Raw genomic sequence first — 17,091 nt, 5'->3', positions numbered from 1 at the left:
CGCATTGTCGCGGTACGAGCGGTTGTCTGCGTTTAAGATCATCGCCTCTGCCGCCGGATACGATCCGCGGCTCTTTCCCTTCAAGACACGCGGTTTGATCTGGCGGCTCCTACGTCAAGCAGGAGTTTGAAATGTATACGCCGCCTCCGTTCAAGCCCGACCGCGCCGCCAGCCTGGCGTTTGCGGAAGCGCGCGGCTTTGGCCTCGTCTGCGCGTGGGATGGCGCCAAGCCGATTGCCTCGCCGCTGCCGTTCTATCTCGGCTTTGCCGATGACGGGACGCCGCGCGCGCTGTTTCATGTTGCCCGTCATAATCCGCTGGTAAAGCTCGCCGGCGGGGCCTCGTCCTGGCTGCTGGCCGTGAACGGCGCGGATGCCTATGTGTCGCCCGACTGGTACGTTTCGCCCGATCAAGTGCCGACCTGGCTCTACCAGGCCGTGCACCTGACGGGCACGGTACGGGCACTGTCCGACGACGAACTGGCCGAGCAGATCGAGACGCTCAGCGCCAAGTTCGAAAACCGGCTGTTGCCGAAGAAGCCCTGGTTGTCGTCGAAAATGACGGCCGGGCGGCTGGACGCCATGAAGAAGGCGATCGTGGGTCTGGTGATGACGGTTGAGGAGATCGAGGGCAGCTTCAAATTGAACCAGCACAAATCCGACGCCGACTACTCAGCCATCAGCAATGCGCTGGCGTCACAGGGTGACGCTGATGCAGCCGAGATCGCAGGTCTGATGCGCGAGGCGCGCCCGCAGGCCTTCATGACCGACATTACCGACACAGCAGCAACGAACGACGCGACGACGCTTGAAAGGAACGCGCCATGACCCTGACCGATATCAAGCCGCACACGACCGGCGACACCAGGAAGCCCACCATCTTTGTCGATGGCGCGTCCGGAACGACGGGCCTTGGCATTCAGGAGCGGCTGCGCCTGCAGGGCGACGTCGCGCTGAAGAGCATTGCCGAGGACAAGCGCAAGGACGCCGGCGCCAAGCGGGCGCTGATGGAGGAGGTGGATCTCGTGATCCTCTGCCTGCCGGACGATGCGGCCAAGGAAACCGTGGCGTTGATCGACGGCATGGTCGCCAAGGGACCCAAGGTGCTCGACGCCTCGACGGCGTTTCGCGTCGCGCCCGACTGGACCTATGGTTTTGCGGAACTCACGCCTGACCAGGCCGACAAGATCAAGGCGGCACGGAAGGTCTCAAACCCGGGCTGCTATCCGACAGGCGGGATCGCCCTGCTGCGCCCACTCGTGGACGCGGGACTGCTGCCGGCGGACTATCCCGTCACCATCAATGCGGTCAGCGGTTATTCCGGCGGCGGCAAGTCGATGATCGAAAGTTTCGAAGGCGGCACCGCGCCGTCCTTTGAACTGTATGGTCTTGGCTTCGAGCACAAGCATCTGCCGGAGACGCAGCTGTACTCACGGCTGACGCGGCGGCCGATATTCGTTCCGTCGGTCGGCAACTACCGGCAGGGCATGCTGGTGTCGGTGCCGTTGCATCTGGACGCGCTTCCGGCCAAGCCCGATGGCGCCCAACTGCATGCCGCGCTCGCAAAGCGGTACGCGGGCAGCAAATATGTTTCCGTGATGCCGCTCGAATACGCGACGTCAAAAACCGGACGGCTGGAACCCGAAGCGCTCAACGAGACCAACAAGCTCGAGCTCTACGTGTTTGCGAGCCAGCAGCATCCCCATGCCGTGCTGGTCGCGCGTCTCGACAATCTCGGCAAGGGCGCCTCCGGAGCCGCCGTGCAGAACATGCGGCTGATGCTTGGATTGGCCGACGCTTAGGCCCAAAGCCTTACGCTCAAGCCGGCATCACGCCATCGGCGCGATGCCGGCGCTGCCGCCCGTTCGGCCGTCGAGGCTTGCGAGCGCATCCCAGAACCGCAGAATCCATAGTTGCGTCCGGCGAAGGCAGGTCTACTGTTTTGCCGTAACATGCAGCTGATGCTGCGCCTCGCCGACAGCAAGAGGAATTCGTGGACGAGGCGACGCTTCAATTCTACCGCGGCCATGCCGAGGCTTACGCGGGACGCGAGATCACCTCGCGTCGGGCAAGGCTGGAGGCGTTCCTCTCGCTGCTTCCACCCGGTGCTGCCATTCTCGAACTCGGATGTGGCGCCGGCGGCGACACCGCGGAAATGCTGGCGCGGGGCTTTGACGTGTCGCCGACGGACGGATCGCCGGAAATGGCTGAGGTCGCATCGCGCCGCCTCGGCCGCCCGGTCGGCACGCTGCTGTTTCACGACATCGACGCGGTCGAGACCTATGACGGCGTGTGGGCCAATGCCTGCCTGCTGCACGTTCCGCGCGATGAACTAGCGCAGGTGCTGTCGCTGATCTGGCGTGCGCTGAAACAAGGCGGCGCTTTCTTTGCCAGCTTCAAGACCGGTGACGCCGACGGCCGCGATACGCTGGGCCGCTACTACAATTACCCGTCGCCTGATTGGCTGCGCGAAACCTACGCCAGCTCAGGCAACTGGAGTTCACTTGAAATCGAGACCGGCGAGGTCATCGGCTTCGACAACCGGTGGAGCCCGATGCTGTTTGTCGTGGCCCGGAAAAGCCTCTGATCCGATGGTCCTTCAGTCCGGCAAGACAATTTTCCGCGTCCTGATCGTTCTGGCGATTACGCAGGTCATCGGATGGGGGACGATCGGACTTCTTGCGGTCGTGGGCGGGCAGATCGCCGCCGATCTTCACATGGACATCTCGGCAGTGTTTGCCGGCAACTCGATCTTCTATGTCCTGATGGGCCTGTGCGCTCCGATCCTGGCAAGGCCGTTCACGCAATTTGGTGCCCGCCGGGTGATGATCGCGGGGACCATCATCGGTGCGCCGGGCTTCGTTCTGCTCTCGCTCGCACACGGCCCGATACAGTTTTTCGCCGCGTGGGTGATCCTCGGCGCGGCCGGCAGCGCCACGCTGGCCACGGCCGCCTACATCTTGCTCAACGAGATCGCCGGGCGGGATGCGAAGCGTGGCATCGGCGCCATGATGCTGGTGACCGGGCTTTCCAGCAGTGTTTTTTGGCCTACCACGTCGTTTCTGTCAGACGTTGTGGGCTGGCGCGGAACCTGTCTGGTCTATTGCGGGATGCTGCTGCTTCTGTGCCTGCCGCTGTATTATTTCGGATTGCCGCGCCGAACCGAACCAAACGATGAGGCGATTTTCGCGGCGCAGCCGGCCGGCAAGTCGCCGATCGTGAAAAAAAGCACGTTCCTGCTGATTCTGGCCGCGCTCGCGCTCAATGCATTCGTTGCCTTCGGATTCAGTGCCGTGCTGATCGAGCTTCTGAAGGTGGAGGGCCTGTCGGCGGCCACGGCCGTTACCTTCGGCTCGATGCTGGGCGTGATTCAGGTCAGCGCCAGGGGTTTGGATTTTCTTGGCGGCGGGCGGTGGGATGGGATTACGACGGGGCTGTTTGCCGGCTCGGCAATTCCTGTGGCGATGTTTCTGCTGATGTTCGGCGGCGGATCGCATTGGGCGATCGCGGCCTTCATTCTGCTATATGGTATGGGCAGCGGCGCGTTCGCGGTCGCCCGTGCGACCATACCCCTGGTGTTTTACGACCAGGCCGAATTCGCCAAGGCGACCTCGCGCATTGCGTTGCCGCTCAATCTCATTTCCGCAGCTTCGCCCCCGCTTCTCGTCGGCCTGCTGACGAATTTCGGCAGCAACGCGCTGCTTGGCCTTGCGATGGCATGTTCGTGCGGTGCTCTCCTGATCCTGCTCTGGCTCAGGAAATTGCGTCCGACGGTCGGGGCGATTGCCGCGGGCTGATCGGCCGTAGCGGGCGTCAGGCTGCATTAGCAGCAATCTGCAACCATCTGAAAATGGTGTTTTAAGCAATGTGACGCATCATGTGCACACCTAACAGGCCCGTAGAAGGTAAGCACATGAATCTCCTTTTGGATTTTTTGCAGAACGAGGCCGACACGGAAAAAATGCTTGAGCGGGCGCGCAGCGCGGATCGTCCCTGTGCGCTCCTTACTCCCGTTGTCCCGATACGCTTCGACGAGGCGGATAGCTGGTTCGGCGGCAAGCCGAAACTGCCGAAAGATATTCCTTGGCCGGAGCGCAAAGGAGTGCCGCTGCATTTCGCGTGTCAGATCAATCTCTCACAGCTTCCGGCGGGCATATGGTCAGGGGCGGGGCCACGCGACGGCTGGCTGGCAGTGTTCGTGCATCCGGTAGGAAATGCCGCTGAAGTCCTCCACATCAGAGGCGACATTGAAGAACGTGATGGGCCAGGGCAAATGGCAGCGGAATGGGCGAGGACCTACGCGTCCCATGCGAAAGAGACTGATCTCCTTCCGCGCTGGCCCGTCAGGATCGACGAAGGGCGTCATGCGCGCTCGATCGACACCGTAAGCCGCAGGCCCTCCGAAGCAGCGTGGAAGGACGTCAAGCCCGACCTCGCAAATCCCGCCCTCCACCCCTTCGACCCGAAAACGCTCGTTGTCCTGCTCGATAGTCTGGAAGAATTCTTCATCGGGCAGCTGAAGCAGATCTGTCGCTTTCCAGCGATGAAGAAGCTCCGCGAAAATGACCTGCAATGGATGGACGAAACCAAGGCGCTGGCGTTCCAGAGCCTGGAGGAGTTCTACAAAGTCGAGGCCATTCTTGTGTCGAGCAGATACCGCTTCGACCTGAAAGAGGTCGCTCCAGCTTTCGAAAATCGCCGGCCTTCCGACTTACGAGTTCAATTATCTCAAGGACGATGAGGACGGCTATTGCTGTTTGGAGTACCGCAGCTCACGGCTTTGCGAATTGCCGGTGATCTCGCGGAGCCTGCCGATATGGTGGAGCTGGAATACTTCGCTGCTCTATTGGCATGGCGTCAACGCCTACACGACCCCGCAAGCCTGCATCCGGCACTGCGCGAGCTGATGGAGCGAATCTGGCTGCACGAAACGCTGGGGCATCATGGCGCCATGGGACACGGCCCCGCGGGGCATATCTACACGCCGCACGGTCCGGAAACCGACACCGAGGTGCTGCTGGAGCTTCCTACCAGCAGCATGCAGGGTTGGATTTGGGGAGATGTCTATTCGATCGTACTGTTGATCAAACGCAAGGCGCTGTCGCAGGGCAACTTTGCGGATATCGCCATAGACATCACAAATTGAACGTCGCCTGCGGCGGCAATGAGTTCGACTGAGCCGTCGACCTCATCACCCTATCGCGTTGCCAGCAATTCCGCCGCTCAAAGCACCTGGAAGATCGCCAGCGCCAGCACGGCCTGCGCGAGGAAGCCGACGGTGAAGGCCAGGGTGCGGAACACCGGCAGGCCGAGCGTATAGACGATCAGATGTGCGACGCGGGACCAGAAATAGACCATGCAGGCCATCACGGTCCATTTGGTGGAATAGTCGGCCGCGTTCAGGATCAGCACCAGGGGGGCAAAGATGATGAGGTTTTCGACCGCGTTGTCATGCGCGAACATCAGCCGGTTGGCCCATTCGGCATGCGGCTTGTCGTTGCGCGAGGGATTGGCCATGGCGCCGGAAAGGCCGCGGATCTGACAGCGGTTGATGATGTAGGGGACCCACAGCAGACCGGTCAAAATCACCGTCAGCGTCAGCCAGAACAATTCACGCGTCATTGTTTCCCCCTCAGTCGATTTTCGAATCCCGATACGGGATATCAGCTTATAGCCAACCCCGCGGGCTTGCGCTACGCGCGGACGCGAACGTAGCTGCCGGGCGCATCCTCGATCGGCGGCATCGCCTCGGAGCCGACCGCGCGCGCGGGCACCATCTCGGCGTCGAGGCCCTCCAGCCATTGACGCCAGTCCGGCCACCACGATCCCTTGTGCTCGGTGGCGTTCTTGAGCCAGTCGGCCAGCGTGACGTCCTTGATATTGTCGTTGGTCCAGTACTGATATTTTCCGGACGCCGGCGGGTTGACCACGCCGGCAATGTGGCCGGATCCGGACAGCACGTATTTGACCGGCCCGCCGAAGAACTGCGAGCCGTACAGCACCGAATCCGCGGGCGCGATGTGATCTTCGCGCGTCGCCAGATTATAGACCGGCACCTTCACCTTCGAGAGGTCGAGCAGCGTGTTGTCGAGCACCATGCTGCCGGTGGACAGCCGGTTCTCCAGGTAGCAATTGCGCAAGTAGAAGGAATGGTTGGCTGCCGGCATCCGCGTCGCGTCGGAATTCCAGTGCAGCAGGTCGAAGGACGAGGGCGGCTGTCCCTTCAAATAGTTGCTGATGACGTAGGACCAGATCAGGTCGTTCGAGCGCAGCATGTTGAAGGCCATCGCCATCTTGCTGCCTTCGAGCACGCCGGCCGACGCCATGTCGCGCTCGAGCGCCGAGATCTGGTCTTCGTCGACAAACACGAGCAGGTCGCCGGCATGGGTGAAGTCGACCTGGGCTGCAAAGAACGTCGCCGAGGTGACGCGCACGCGGCGCTTTTCGGCGAGCCACGCCAGCGTCGAGGCGAGCAGGGTGCCGCCGACGCAATAGCCCGCGGTATGAACCTTCATCTCGCCCGTGACCTTTTCGATGACGTCCATCGCGGTCAGCGGTCCCTGCCTCATATAGTCGTCAAACGTCTTCTTGCCGAGTTCCTTGTCCGGATTGACCCAGGAGATCACGAACACGGTGATGCCCTGATCGACGCACCATTTGATGTAGGATTTTTCCGGCTTGAGATCGAGGATGTAGAACTTGTTGATCCAGGGCGGCACGATCAAAAGCGGCGTGCGCAGCACGGTCTCCGTGGTGGGCGTGTACTGGATCAGCTGCATCAGCTCGTTCTGGAAGATCACCTTGCCAGGCGTCGTCGCCATGTTGACGCCGACGACGAGGTTGGAGGGATCGGACTGGCGGATGCGCAGCGTGCCGCGGCCGGCTTCGATGTCCTCGGCCAGCATCTTCATGCCGCGCACCAGATTGTCGCCGTTCGAGGCCAGCGTCTCGCGCAGCACTTCCGGATTGGTGAAGACGAAATTCGACGGCGAGATCGCATTGCTGATCTGCTGGACGTAGAATTCGGCCTTCTTGCGCGTGTGCGGATCGATGCCTTCGGCGTTCTTCACCAGTTCCTGCGCCCATTGCGTGGTGAGCAGGTAAAGCTGCATCACGAAGTCGAAGAACTTGTTGGTCTTCCACTCCGGATCCTTGAATCGCTTGTCGCGCGGCGACGGCTCGATCGCGGGCGGGGCCTCTTCGCCGGCCATGCGGCGCACCGTCGAGCCCCAGAGATCGAGATAGGCTTTGGCCATCTTGACCTGCAGATCGGACGCCCGCTCCTTGTCCGACAGCCAGTATTCGGCGACCGTGCCGAAGGTCTTGATCACCTCGGCGATTTCGTTTGGTGGCTTGTCCCTCGGTTCGCCGTTCTCGCGCGGCTTCAGATAGGCCGCAAGCGCCTGGCCGCTGCTCTCCATCGCTTTCGCGATATTCATGGCGAAAGCTTCAGCGTTGAAGGATTTCGCAGCGTGGATTTCGGTGTTAACGTCGGTCATGTCAGGGACACTATAACTTCATTTCGAGTTCGTCACCGCGCCTGACGGCGCCGGTAGTTTTGGGTTAATCCTGTTGCACTGCGATAAAATTTCTCTGTTCGGACACATTGAAGCCGCACCGATTGAGTTTGCTCTTCTGGCTTTAATCGTTTCGGGCGACAATGGTTTGAAGGGTTGCGGAGAATTTGACGCAGCTCGACGATCCAGCGCTGCAAGGCGCATACCAACAGCCCTTGCCAACGCGCACTGTGCAGACGATCTAAGGCAACGGGACAGGTATTGGGGACTTCCGGACGGATGCCGGTGGATCGGATGATAAGGCTGTGGTCGATGGCCGCGCTGTTCGCAACCGCGCTTGCGGTCAGCGGCTGCTCGACATCGATCGCTGATTTGCCCGGCGTCGGCGTGCCGGGCGACGCGCCCGCGCGTCCGAAGGAAGCCGGGGGCTATCTGCCGGTCCATGACCTGCCGCCGGAGCGCGGCGAGGCTGTCATCAATCCGGTGGAGCAGGCCAAGATCGAGGCCGAACTGCGTGCCGCGCGGGATCGTCAGGCGGCCGCGGCCGCTGCGCCAAACCCTGCTGCCAAATAACCAGTCTGGTTTTGACGCCTTTTCGACGCGATCCGCCCGCCACCCCTGATCAAGTCCGGGGCAAATCGCTTGGAAACGCTATAGTCTCTGGCGCTGCGGGGCACCCGTGCTAAAAGAGCCTTAATTCAACCGCATCACGGTCCGGCACTCAGGATCCTGCGCCCGAATTCGCTCTAAATCATTGATTGAGCGCGAGTTTTGGACGAAGCCGAAGACAGCTTCGAAAGCCGCAGATTTTTACCGATTCTGTCCGCCGGTCGTTGGAGCAAGGGTCCCATGGAAGATTTCTACCGCATCCGCCGTCTGCCGCCTTACGTGTTCGAACAGGTCAACCGGGCCAAGGCGGCCGCGCGGAACGCGGGTGCCGACATCATCGACCTCGGCATGGGCAACCCGGATTTGCCGACGCCGGCCCATGTGATCGAGAAGCTGAAGGACACGCTGGGTAAGCCGCGGACCGACCGTTATTCGGCCTCGCGCGGCATCACCGGGCTCCGCAAGGCGCAGGCCGCCTATTACGCGCGCCGGTTCGACGTCAAGCTCAATCCGGAAACCCAGGTCGTCGCGACCCTCGGCTCCAAGGAAGGCTTCGCCAATGTGGCGCAGGCGATCACCGCGCCCGGTGACGTCGTGCTGTGCCCCAATCCGAGCTATCCGATTCACGCCTTCGGCTTCCTGATGGCGGGGGGCGTGATCCGCTCGGTGCCGTCGGAGCCGACGCCGCAATTCTTCGAAGCGGTGGAGCGCGCGATCATCCATTCGATCCCGAAGCCGATTGCGCTGATTGTCTGCTATCCGTCCAATCCGACCGCCTATGTCGCCGACCTCGATTTCTACAAGGATCTGGTGGCGTTCGCGAAGAAGCACGAGATCTTCATCCTGTCGGATCTGGCCTACGCCGAAGTCTATTTCGACGACAAGAACCCGCCGCCCTCGGTGTTGCAGGTTCCCGGCGCGATCGACGTCACCGTCGAATTCACCTCGATGTCGAAGACGTTTTCGATGGCAGGCTGGCGGATGGGCTTTGCCGTCGGCAATGAGCGGATCATCGCCGCGCTGGCGCGGGTGAAATCCTATCTCGATTACGGCGCGTTCACGCCGGTCCAGGTCGCGGCCACCGCGGCCTTGAACGGACCGGACGATTGTATTCGCGAGATGCGCGACACCTACCGCAAGCGCCGCGATGCGCTGGTGGAAAGTTTTGGCCGCGCGGGATGGGATATTCCGCCGCCGGCCGCCTCGATGTTCGCCTGGGCGCCGCTGCCGAAAGCCTTTGAGGGCGTCGGCAGCATGCAGTTTGCGACCCTGATGGTGGAGAAATCGGGCGTGGTGGTGTCGCCCGGGGTTGCCTTCGGCGAGCACGGCGAGGGCTATGTCCGCATCGCCATGGTGGAAAACGAGCAGCGTATTCGCCAGGCCGCGCGCGGCGTGCGGCGCTTCCTTGAAAGCGGCATTGAAACGTTGCACAACGTGGTTCCTCTCGCCAACCGGCGGTAGGCATGATGCCGAAAAGCGGACTTCCGGTTTTCGGAACCAGATCGTGCTTGGTTAGCTCTCTTCGGCAGGTTTTTTGGTCATGGTCGCACCCCTGAAAGTGGGCATCGCGGGGCTCGGCACTGTTGGCGCCGAAGTCGTCCGCCTCATCGAAGCGCAGGCGCGGACCTTGTCGGCGCGCAGTGGACGCGGCGTGCGCGTCGTTGCGGTCACCGCGCGCTCCAAGGTGAAGAAGCGCAAGCTCGATCTGCGCGGCATCGAATGGGTCAAGAGCCCGCTGGCGCTGGCCAATCACCCCGGCATCGATTGCTTCGTCGAACTGATGGGCGGTTCCGGCGATCCGGCGCTGTCGGCGATCGAGGCCGCGCTCAAATCAGGCAAGTCGGTGGTGACCGCCAACAAGGCGCTGATCGCCAAGCACGGCGTGCGGCTGGCGAAGGCCGCCGAGAAGTTTGGCGGCGCGCTGAATTACGAGGCAGCGGTGGGGGCGGCGATCCCCATCATCAAGACCCTGCGCGAGGGGCTGGCCGGCACGTCAGTCAATCGCGTTTACGGCATCCTCAACGGCACCTGCAATTATATCCTGACCCGGATGGAGCAGGAGGGCCTGTCGTTTGCCGAATGCCTGAAGGACGCCCAGCGGCTCGGCTATGCCGAGGCCAATCCGTCGTTCGACGTCGACGGCCACGACACCGCCCAAAAGCTTGCGATCCTGGCCAGCCTCGCGTTCGGCACGAAGGTTGCACAGAGCGCGGTATACGTCGAAGGAATCTCCTCGATTGCGCCGGAAGATCTGCGCGCCGCGGAGGAACTCGGCTATCGGGTCAAATTGCTTGGGGTCGCGGTGCGGACGGCGAAGGGAATTGAACAGCGCGTGCACCCGACCATGGTGCCGAAATCCTCCTCGATTGCGCAAGTCATGGGCGTCACCAATGCCGTCACCATCGACGGCGAGGGCATTCCCCCGATCACGCTGGTCGGTCCGGGCGCCGGAGGCGCGGCCACCGCGTCCGCCGTCGTTGCCGACATCGCCGATGTCGCGCGCGGGATTCGCGCCAAGCCGTTCGGACGCCCGGTTGAGCGCCTGCGCGCGACCACAAAAGCGCCGATGGAACGCCATGAGGGCGGCTATTATATCCGCCTGATGGCGCGCGACCTCGCTGGGACCGCCGCCACCATCGCGACCCGTCTGGCGGAACAGAAAATATCGCTGGAATCGATCGTGCAGCGCCATCCCGACGGCGTTGACGCCAACGGGTCGACCAAGAAAGCGTCACCTGTTCCGGTTATTCTGATTACCTATGCAACGTCGGAAGATGCGGTCTATCGTGCGCTGGAAGCGGTGCAGCGCGACAAGGTGATCAGCGGCCGGCCGCAGGTAATACGGATCGAGAAGAACTAGCGCGATTCCTGTGATCGCGCGTCCGCGCAATCCACGGATTGTGCGCCACAAAGAAACGAACAGGTGGACCGTATGGTCCGCTGTGAAGACTCAAAGGAGTGCTTGTTATGTCGACCCATATTTCCGTTCCGCCGCAGCTGTTGCTCGAGCGCATTCTCACGCTTGAAATCGTGCGGGTAACGGAGCGCGCTGCGGTTTCGGCCGCGCGTTTGCGCGGCCACGGCCAGGAAAAGGCGGCCGACCAGGCTGCGGTCGACGCGATGCGGCGCGAGCTCAACAAGCTGCCGATCGAAGGCACCATCGTGATCGGCGAGGGCGAGCGCGACGAGGCGCCGATGCTGTTCATCGGCGAGAAGGTCGGCCTCAACGCCGGCCCGCAGGTCGATATCGCCGTCGATCCGCTCGAAGGCACCACGCTGTGCGCCAAGAACATGCCGGGCGCGATCGCGACCATGGCGATGGCCGATGGCGGCACGCTGCTGCACGCGCCTGACGTCTACATGCAAAAGCTTGCGGTCGGTCCCGGTTACGCCAAGGGCGTGGTCGAACTCGACGCTTCGCCCGCCGACAATGTGCGCCGGCTCGCCAAGGCAAAAGGCGTCGATCCAGCAGCAATCACCGTGCTGGTGCTCGACCGTCCGCGCCACGCCGACATCATTGCCGGCGTTCGTAGCACGGGAGCCGCGGTTCGCCTGATCACCGACGGCGACGTCGCCGGCGTGATCCATTGCGCCGATCCCGACAATACCGGCGTCGACATGTATATCGGCACCGGCGGCGCGCCCGAGGGCGTGCTGGCGGCGGCCGCGTTGCGTTGCATCGGCGGCCAGATGCAGTGCCGCCTGATCCTCGACTCCGAGGAAAAGCGCGAGCGCGCCCACAAGATGGGCGTCACCGATCCCAAGATGATTTACGGCATCGAGGACATGGCGCGGGGCGACTGCCTGTTCGCGGCGACCGGCGTCACCACCGGTTCCCTGCTGTCCGGCGTCAAGTTCCGAAAGGACGTCATCGAAACCGAAACCGTCGTGATGCGTTCGGTCACTGGTACTGTCCGCTACATCAAGGCCGAGCACCGGCAACTGGACAAGTTCCACCTCGACTGAGAGGTTGATTATGGCTGGAGAAATCATCGTCCGGCCGATCGGCGAAGACGAACGCGCGGCGTGGAATCCGCTGTGGGACAGCTATCTCGCCTTCTACAAGACGGCGCTGACGCAGGACGTCAGCGATCTCGCCTGGTCGCGGTTTCACGATCCGGACGAGACGATGTTTGCGCTCGGCGGCTATGTCGATGGCCGGCTCGCCGGGTTCGCACATTACCTTTTCCATCGCTCGACCTGGGCGCCGAAGCGGTATTGCTACCTCGAAGATCTGTTCGTCGCGGACAGCGCGCGTGGCCATGGGCTGGGGCGCGCGCTGATCGAGGCGGTGTATCAGAAGGCCGAGGCGGCGGGGGCAAGCCGGGTCTATTGGCTGACGCAATCGAGCAATGAACAGGCGCGTGCGCTCTACGACAAGGTTGCCGACAATCTCGGATTCATCCAATACCGAAAGGTGATTTAGTTTTCGTCCAATCAAGAACAAGAAACAGGGAGAGAATATGTCTGATATTTCGGCGGTGAAAGCGTTGGTGTTCGATGTGTTCGGCACCGTTGTCGACTGGCGCACCAGCCTGATCAACGATTTCACCAAATGGTCGGAGACGCGGGGCATCAAGGCCGACTGGACTGCGCTCGTCGACGGCTGGCGCGCGGTCTATTCGGCGTCGATGGATGAAGTGAGGAAACATCCCGAACGCGGCTACATGATCCTCGACACGTTGCACCGGCAATCGCTGGAGAAGCTGGTCGTGCAGCTCGGGATATCAGGCCTTGATGAAGCCGATCTGCATTACCTCACCATGGGCTGGCACCGGCTGCATCCCTGGCCGGACAGCGTCGCGGGCCTGACGCGGCTGAAGACAAAATACATCATCTCGCCGCTGTCCAACGGCAACGTCGCGCTATTGACCAACATGGCGAAGTTCGCCGGCCTGCCGTGGGACCTGATCATGTCGGCCGAATTGTTCGAGCACTACAAGCCCGATCCCGAAACCTATCTCAGCGCGGCAAAATTGCTGTGCCTGCCGCCGGAGCAGGTGATGATGGTCGCTGCGCATAACCAGGATTTGAAAGCCGCGCAGAAGTACGGTTTGAAGACCGCCTTCGTCGCGCGCCCGACCGAATACGGCCCCCTGCAGAAATACGATTTCGAAGCCAAGGGCGACTGGGACATCGTCGCCAAGGATTTTGGCGGCATTGCCGACCGGATGGGGTGTTAGCGACCGGCGTCCGGTCTGTCAGCGCTTCGGCCCCGCGGATCGTTTCCGCGCGCGTGACTTCGACAATCCTTCCACGGCGTGAGCCAGACGCTCGACCGCGGGAATGATGGTTGGGCGCGGGTGGCCGCTGAAACCCAGCACCAGCGCGGATCGCGGAGGGGCTGCCACATACAGGCGGCTCATCGCCCGGACGACAACGCCGTGATGGTGTCCGGCGCGCTCGATGGCCGCGTCCGAGAGGCCCGGACGCGTGAAGGCAACGAGATGCATTCCCTGGTCCGGCGCGGTGATCGTCAAGTCGTCGCCGAGGCGGGCCTTGAGGGCGGTGACCAGTTCGTCGCGCTGATCCCGGTACAACAGCCGCATGCGGCGGATATGCGCTGCAAAATGCCCTTGCTCCATGAAGGCGGCCACGATGGCCTGGCTGATGGTCGATGGTTGGCGGTCCATCAGATATCGGGCGGCAATGAACGCCCGCAGCAACGCGCGCGGCACCACGGCATAACCGATCCGCAAGCCGGGAAAGAGTGCCTTGTTGAGTGTGCCGACATAGATGACACGCTCCCCCTCATCGAGCCCCTGCAGCGAGGCGAGCGGCCGGCCGCCATATCGGAACTCACTGGCATAATCATCCTCGACGATCCACGCGCGCTTCTCGCGCGCCCAGGCGAGAAGTTCGAGGCGACGGGCCATGGAAAGCACGACACCGGTCGGGAATTGATGGGATGGGGTTACGAATACGGCGCGGGCGTTCGGCGCGGATTTCATCCCCGCGCTGATATCGATGCCTTGCCGGTCGACCGGAATGGGCCGGACCGTCGCGCCGGCCGCGAGCAGGGCCTGTCGCGTCAGGGGATAGCCGGGGTCTTCAACCCAAACCTCTTTATCCATGCCGGGAAGGATTCGGATGACGATGTCGACCGCTTGCTGCGTTCCTGCCGTGACCACGATCTGATCGGGGTCGCATCGGACGGCGCGGGCGGCCTGCAGGTAATCGCAGATTGCCGTTCGCAGTTCGATCGTTCCGCGCGGGTCGGAATATCCAAAGTGGCTTGGAGACAGCGAACGGAACGTGCGGGCGCTCAGTTTGCGCCAGAGTTGCACCGTCCGGGCGTCCAGTAGCGTACGTCCGAGGTTGAACGGGCGCTCGTCGCTCTGAGCCGTAACATCGACGAAATCGCCGATCGGCTGCAGGGGCGAGGCCGCAGCAGGCGTCATCGCCGCTGCAGGCTCCTTGCGTCGCTGCGGGTTTCCGTCGATCGGTTCGGGTAGATCCGGCGACACATACGTGCCGGAGCCGTGCCTGCCGGACGTATAGCCCTCGGCGAGCAGTTGCTCATAGGCGGCAACCGCAGCCGAGCGCGACACGTCAAGCTGCGCGGCAAGCTCTCGTGTCGACGGCAGCTTGGTTCCCGACCGCAGGCGTCGCGACAGGATCGCCGACCGAAGCTGCAGATAGAGCTGGCGGAACAGTGGCGGGCCGTCCGCGCGGGTCAGCTCGAACGAACAAAGGTCTGCCGAGATTTGCCGGCGGTTCATGTCGTCATCCGGATTCATCGCCAAAACTGATGTCACCAAAAGTGGTATCGCAAAGTTGCAACAAGTGGACCTTTTAGGCAAACCACTATTCAGGCTATGCCGACCTTGATTGCGATTCAATGCGATGCGCCGAACTGCTCGCGCGCGTCAATCCGATCGTTAAGGGAGGTCACGATGAGTTCGCCCCAACTGCGTCGCGCGGACCGGCAGATGTCCGGGCAGGGCGCGAATGAAATGCTGGAGCGAGGATTCAGCGCGCGGCTCGCGACCGTGGGTGAGGATGGCTATCCCTATTGCATTCCGCTGCTCTACATCCGGATGCATGGAGAAGTGTATGTTCACACCGGCGGCGGGCGTGGTCACTTCCGGGCATGCGTCGAACGCGAAGCGCGTGTCTGCTTTGAGATCGATGAACTGGATCAGGTGTTCGACTATGGCCGCTTCGAATGCGATTCAGGCCTCGCCTATCAAAGCGTGATCCTGTTCGGCAGAATACGGATCGTCGAGGACAAAGCCGTCAAGCAACGCTTCTGCGAGGCGTTGATGGTGAAATACGGCAAGCCGGATACCGAACGACCGAGGGGGTTCTTTCCGCGCCTTGACGCGATCACGGTTTACGCGATCGCCATCGAGCGAATGACCGGCAAGGAACTGGCGCTGCCGCCACTGTCAGAGCAATGGCCCGCGAAGGACAGAACCAAGACGCCGAACGCGCGGCCGTAGCGTATTTCGCCGCGTTATCCCGCGTTGCTCAGTATCACCCCGTACCAGCCGAGCCCCCGATACGTCTCGTACCCCGGCGTCGCGTGAAACGCGACCAGCGTGCCTGATCGGTCCTGGTAGAAACCGCTGCGCCGTCCATCCAGTGAAAGCTGCACGCGCTCGCTGAGGATGCCCTGACCGTCGGAGGCCGCGATGACGCGGAATTGCGAGTCGACCAGCAGCACGCGGGCCTTGTCGGCGGCGCCGACGCGCACGCCCTGGACGATGGCGCGGGCCTGCGCTTCCCAATCGAAATGGATCGCAAAATGCCGGTCGCGGCGGCGTTCGCCCTGCCGCCGGCGCGGACGCTGGCGCAATAGGTGGCGACCTGGGCATGTCCGAGCAAGGGCTGGGATTCGACGTCGCCCGCGACATAGTCGTCGCCGGTTCGCAAAGCCCGCGCGTCGCGAAACCATTTGGTCGACGCCACGTTCTGGCCGACGACGCCATAGCGATCCGCCCGGCCGTTGGCCAGCACGTTGCCGTCGAGATCGCAGAGCCACAGGTCGAGATACACGGTATAGGCGCCAAGGATCACCGCGAGGCGCTCCGACACATGCGCAACGGCCGAAGCATCGGGGGAGGCGGCGCAATCGACGACGGCTGAATCGGTGGCCCACCAGCGCACGTCGCAGGTGCGCTCATAGAGATTGCGGTCGATCAGCTCGATGGCGTTGAGCGACAGATCCACCATGCGCTCGCCGCGCGACCGGTCGCTCATCCGCGCGATTGAGTTCATCAAATTGCCGGTGCGGTTGGTGAACTGGCTTTCGAGCTCGCGAGCAATGGTCTCGACCTGCTGGCCGACATTGCGGACTTCCTGCGCGACCACGGCAAAGCCGGCGCCCTGCGCGCCGGCGCGCGAGCTTTCGATCAGCGCGTTCAGCGCCAGCATCTTCATCTGGTTGGTGATCTTCTGGATCGATTTGGTCTTGTCGCAAGCGACCTGGTTGACCTCGGCGGTGAGCCGGGAGATCAGCGCGGAGATGTCGGATTCATCCTCGTCGATCGCTGAATGGGCCGCGGTTTTGGCGGTCGATCTTGCAAGCGCGACGGACATCTGGAACTTCCTCTGCCTTCGCCCCCTCGATCGATCTCCTGCAGAGCGAATCGGGATTTAGGTGGGCGCACGTTCCATCCGTTGTCGCGATTCTTGCCTAATAGCTGGTTTAAATTCCGGGTCGGCTTGCGTAGTTGTACGGAGGCAAGTTGCACGTTGTTTGTGCAGGTCATTTTTTAGGCAGCGGCTTGGCACCGCAGCGCAACGACGCGAACCCCGACGGGTGAGGTCGGGGTCGCCGGGGCAGGCTCAGTAGGTCTTCTTCGGGACCGAGGGCGGGGAGAAGGGGTTGAAGGGCAGGGTGCCGTTGCCCAGCTTGCCGCCGGTCACCGCGTCCAGTTCTTTTGCCGTCAGTTCGATCGACTTTTCTTTCGCGCGTTCCATGTAGCTTCTCCTGTTGCTGTCCCGCTGCAACATTGCAT

General features: G+C 62.4%; 17 protein-coding genes and 1 pseudogene. 13 read left to right on the top strand and 5 right to left on the bottom strand.

Translation table 11 applies throughout. The features are described from left to right. Positions 1-131: 131 nt before the first annotated feature. From JQ575_RS00470 to JQ575_RS00445, 6 genes are all read left to right on the top strand, one after another. Positions 132-827, top strand: a complete 696-nt coding sequence (locus JQ575_RS00470) for an FMN-binding negative transcriptional regulator (protein WP_212031315.1) — start codon at positions 132-134, stop codon at positions 825-827. After that, the gene (argC, locus tag JQ575_RS00465) at positions 824-1,801 is read left to right on the top strand and encodes an N-acetyl-gamma-glutamyl-phosphate reductase (protein WP_212031314.1); all 978 of its coding nucleotides are present in this window, start codon (positions 824-826) and stop codon (positions 1,799-1,801) included. Before JQ575_RS00470 ends, argC begins: the two co-directional genes overlap by 4 nt. Positions 1,802-1,992: 191 nt before the next feature. After that, positions 1,993-2,586, top strand: a complete 594-nt coding sequence (locus JQ575_RS00460) for a bifunctional 2-polyprenyl-6-hydroxyphenol methylase/3-demethylubiquinol 3-O-methyltransferase UbiG (protein ID WP_212031313.1) — start codon at positions 1,993-1,995, stop codon at positions 2,584-2,586. 4 nt (positions 2,587-2,590) lie between these two features. Next, positions 2,591-3,796, top strand: coding sequence for an MFS transporter (locus tag JQ575_RS00455; protein ID WP_212031312.1), 1,206 nt, complete (start codon positions 2,591-2,593; stop codon positions 3,794-3,796). A 116-nt stretch (positions 3,797-3,912) separates the two neighbouring features. Beyond that, positions 3,913-4,740, top strand: a complete 828-nt coding sequence (locus tag JQ575_RS00450; protein WP_212031311.1) for a DUF1963 domain-containing protein — start codon at positions 3,913-3,915, stop codon at positions 4,738-4,740. Between the two features lie 9 nt (positions 4,741-4,749). Then, positions 4,750-5,145 carry a DUF1963 domain-containing protein gene (locus JQ575_RS00445; RefSeq protein ID WP_212031310.1) on the top strand — a complete coding sequence of 132 codons (396 nt, stop codon included), beginning with the start codon at positions 4,750-4,752 and terminating at the stop codon, positions 5,143-5,145. Positions 5,146-5,222: 77 nt separating this feature from the next. Here the strand turns inward: JQ575_RS00445 and JQ575_RS00440 are convergent, their stop codons facing one another. Together JQ575_RS00440 and JQ575_RS00435 are read right to left on the bottom strand one after the other, a co-directional pair. Further along, positions 5,223-5,621, bottom strand: a complete 399-nt coding sequence (locus JQ575_RS00440) for an MAPEG family protein (protein ID WP_192740854.1) — start codon at positions 5,619-5,621, stop codon at positions 5,223-5,225. A gap of 71 nt (positions 5,622-5,692) precedes the next feature. Next, a complete protein-coding gene (locus JQ575_RS00435; RefSeq protein ID WP_212031309.1) occupies positions 5,693-7,498 on the bottom strand; it encodes an alpha/beta hydrolase in 1,806 nt (601 codons plus the stop codon). Between the two features lie 297 nt (positions 7,499-7,795). On the opposite strand from JQ575_RS00435, the gene JQ575_RS00430 reads away from it, so the two are divergent. The 6 genes from JQ575_RS00430 (at position 7,796) to JQ575_RS00405 (ending at position 13,308) form a co-directional block, all read left to right on the top strand. Beyond that, on the top strand, positions 7,796-8,089 hold the full coding sequence (locus JQ575_RS00430) for a hypothetical protein (RefSeq protein ID WP_212031308.1): 294 nt from the start codon (positions 7,796-7,798) through the stop codon (positions 8,087-8,089). A 276-nt stretch (positions 8,090-8,365) separates the two neighbouring features. Further along, positions 8,366-9,586: an LL-diaminopimelate aminotransferase gene (locus JQ575_RS00425; RefSeq protein ID WP_212031307.1), complete on the top strand. Its 1,221-nt coding sequence runs from the start codon at positions 8,366-8,368 to the stop codon at positions 9,584-9,586. A 79-nt stretch (positions 9,587-9,665) separates the two neighbouring features. Further along, positions 9,666-10,985 (top strand): homoserine dehydrogenase, encoded by a 1,320-nt coding sequence (locus JQ575_RS00420; protein WP_212031306.1) that lies wholly within the window; start codon positions 9,666-9,668, stop codon positions 10,983-10,985. Positions 10,986-11,092: 107 nt separating this feature from the next. Beyond that, on the top strand, positions 11,093-12,091 hold the full coding sequence (gene glpX, locus JQ575_RS00415) for a class II fructose-bisphosphatase (protein ID WP_192740849.1): 999 nt from the start codon (positions 11,093-11,095) through the stop codon (positions 12,089-12,091). A 10-nt stretch (positions 12,092-12,101) separates the two neighbouring features. Beyond that, positions 12,102-12,551, top strand: a complete 450-nt coding sequence (locus JQ575_RS00410; RefSeq protein ID WP_212031305.1) for a GNAT family N-acetyltransferase — start codon at positions 12,102-12,104, stop codon at positions 12,549-12,551. Between the two features lie 37 nt (positions 12,552-12,588). Then, a complete protein-coding gene (locus tag JQ575_RS00405) occupies positions 12,589-13,308 on the top strand; it encodes a haloacid dehalogenase type II (protein WP_212031304.1) in 720 nt (239 codons plus the stop codon). An 18-nt stretch (positions 13,309-13,326) separates the two neighbouring features. On the opposite strand, the gene JQ575_RS00400 is transcribed toward JQ575_RS00405, so the two are convergent. Next, complete coding sequence (locus JQ575_RS00400) at positions 13,327-14,847, bottom strand: PLP-dependent aminotransferase family protein (RefSeq protein WP_212031303.1); 1,521 nt, start codon at positions 14,845-14,847, stop codon at positions 13,327-13,329. A 174-nt stretch (positions 14,848-15,021) separates the two neighbouring features. Here JQ575_RS00400 and JQ575_RS00395 point away from each other — a divergent pair, with 174 nt between their 5' ends. Next, complete coding sequence (locus JQ575_RS00395) at positions 15,022-15,570, top strand: pyridoxamine 5'-phosphate oxidase family protein (protein WP_212031302.1); 549 nt, start codon at positions 15,022-15,024, stop codon at positions 15,568-15,570. A 14-nt stretch (positions 15,571-15,584) separates the two neighbouring features. Here the strand turns inward: JQ575_RS00395 and JQ575_RS00390 are convergent. Further along, positions 15,585-16,669, bottom strand: a pseudogene (locus JQ575_RS00390) (methyl-accepting chemotaxis protein). A 249-nt stretch (positions 16,670-16,918) separates the two neighbouring features. Continuing rightward, entirely contained in the window at positions 16,919-17,053 is a 135-nt protein-coding gene (locus tag JQ575_RS45580) for a hypothetical protein (protein ID WP_283842569.1), read from the bottom strand. Positions 17,054-17,091 lie beyond the last annotated feature (38 nt).

It is taken from the genome of Bradyrhizobium sp. JYMT SZCCT0428 (assembly GCF_018131075.1).
In the GTDB taxonomy this organism is placed as follows: Bacteria; Pseudomonadota; Alphaproteobacteria; order Rhizobiales; family Xanthobacteraceae; genus Bradyrhizobium.
Note: the sequence above shows the minus strand (reverse complement) of the source record. Positions and strands in the feature narration are given on the sequence as shown.

Bases quoted from the DNA above. Each gene is read 5' to 3' on its own strand.
- JQ575_RS00395 (WP_212031302.1), top strand. From the start codon at position 15,022: ATGAGTTCGCCCCAACTGCGTCGCGCGGACCGGCAGATGTCCGGGCAG.
- JQ575_RS00455 (WP_212031312.1), top strand. From the start codon at position 2,591: ATGGTCCTTCAGTCCGGCAAGACAATTTTCCGCGTCCTGATCGTTCTG.
- JQ575_RS00410 (WP_212031305.1), top strand. From the start codon at position 12,102: ATGGCTGGAGAAATCATCGTCCGGCCGATCGGCGAAGACGAACGCGCG.
- JQ575_RS00425 (WP_212031307.1), top strand. From the start codon at position 8,366: ATGGAAGATTTCTACCGCATCCGCCGTCTGCCGCCTTACGTGTTCGAA.
- JQ575_RS00450 (WP_212031311.1), top strand. From the start codon at position 3,913: ATGAATCTCCTTTTGGATTTTTTGCAGAACGAGGCCGACACGGAAAAA.
- JQ575_RS45580 (WP_283842569.1), bottom strand. From the start codon at position 17,053: ATGGAACGCGCGAAAGAAAAGTCGATCGAACTGACGGCAAAAGAACTG.
- JQ575_RS00420 (WP_212031306.1), top strand. From the start codon at position 9,666: ATGGTCGCACCCCTGAAAGTGGGCATCGCGGGGCTCGGCACTGTTGGC.
- JQ575_RS00440 (WP_192740854.1), bottom strand. From the start codon at position 5,621: ATGACGCGTGAATTGTTCTGGCTGACGCTGACGGTGATTTTGACCGGT.
- argC (WP_212031314.1), top strand. From the start codon at position 824: ATGACCCTGACCGATATCAAGCCGCACACGACCGGCGACACCAGGAAG.
- JQ575_RS00470 (WP_212031315.1), top strand. From the start codon at position 132: ATGTATACGCCGCCTCCGTTCAAGCCCGACCGCGCCGCCAGCCTGGCG.
- JQ575_RS00405 (WP_212031304.1), top strand. From the start codon at position 12,589: ATGTCTGATATTTCGGCGGTGAAAGCGTTGGTGTTCGATGTGTTCGGC.
- glpX (WP_192740849.1), top strand. From the start codon at position 11,093: ATGTCGACCCATATTTCCGTTCCGCCGCAGCTGTTGCTCGAGCGCATT.
- JQ575_RS00400 (WP_212031303.1), bottom strand. From the start codon at position 14,847: ATGAACCGCCGGCAAATCTCGGCAGACCTTTGTTCGTTCGAGCTGACC.
- JQ575_RS00435 (WP_212031309.1), bottom strand. From the start codon at position 7,498: ATGACCGACGTTAACACCGAAATCCACGCTGCGAAATCCTTCAACGCT.
- JQ575_RS00430 (WP_212031308.1), top strand. From the start codon at position 7,796: ATGCCGGTGGATCGGATGATAAGGCTGTGGTCGATGGCCGCGCTGTTC.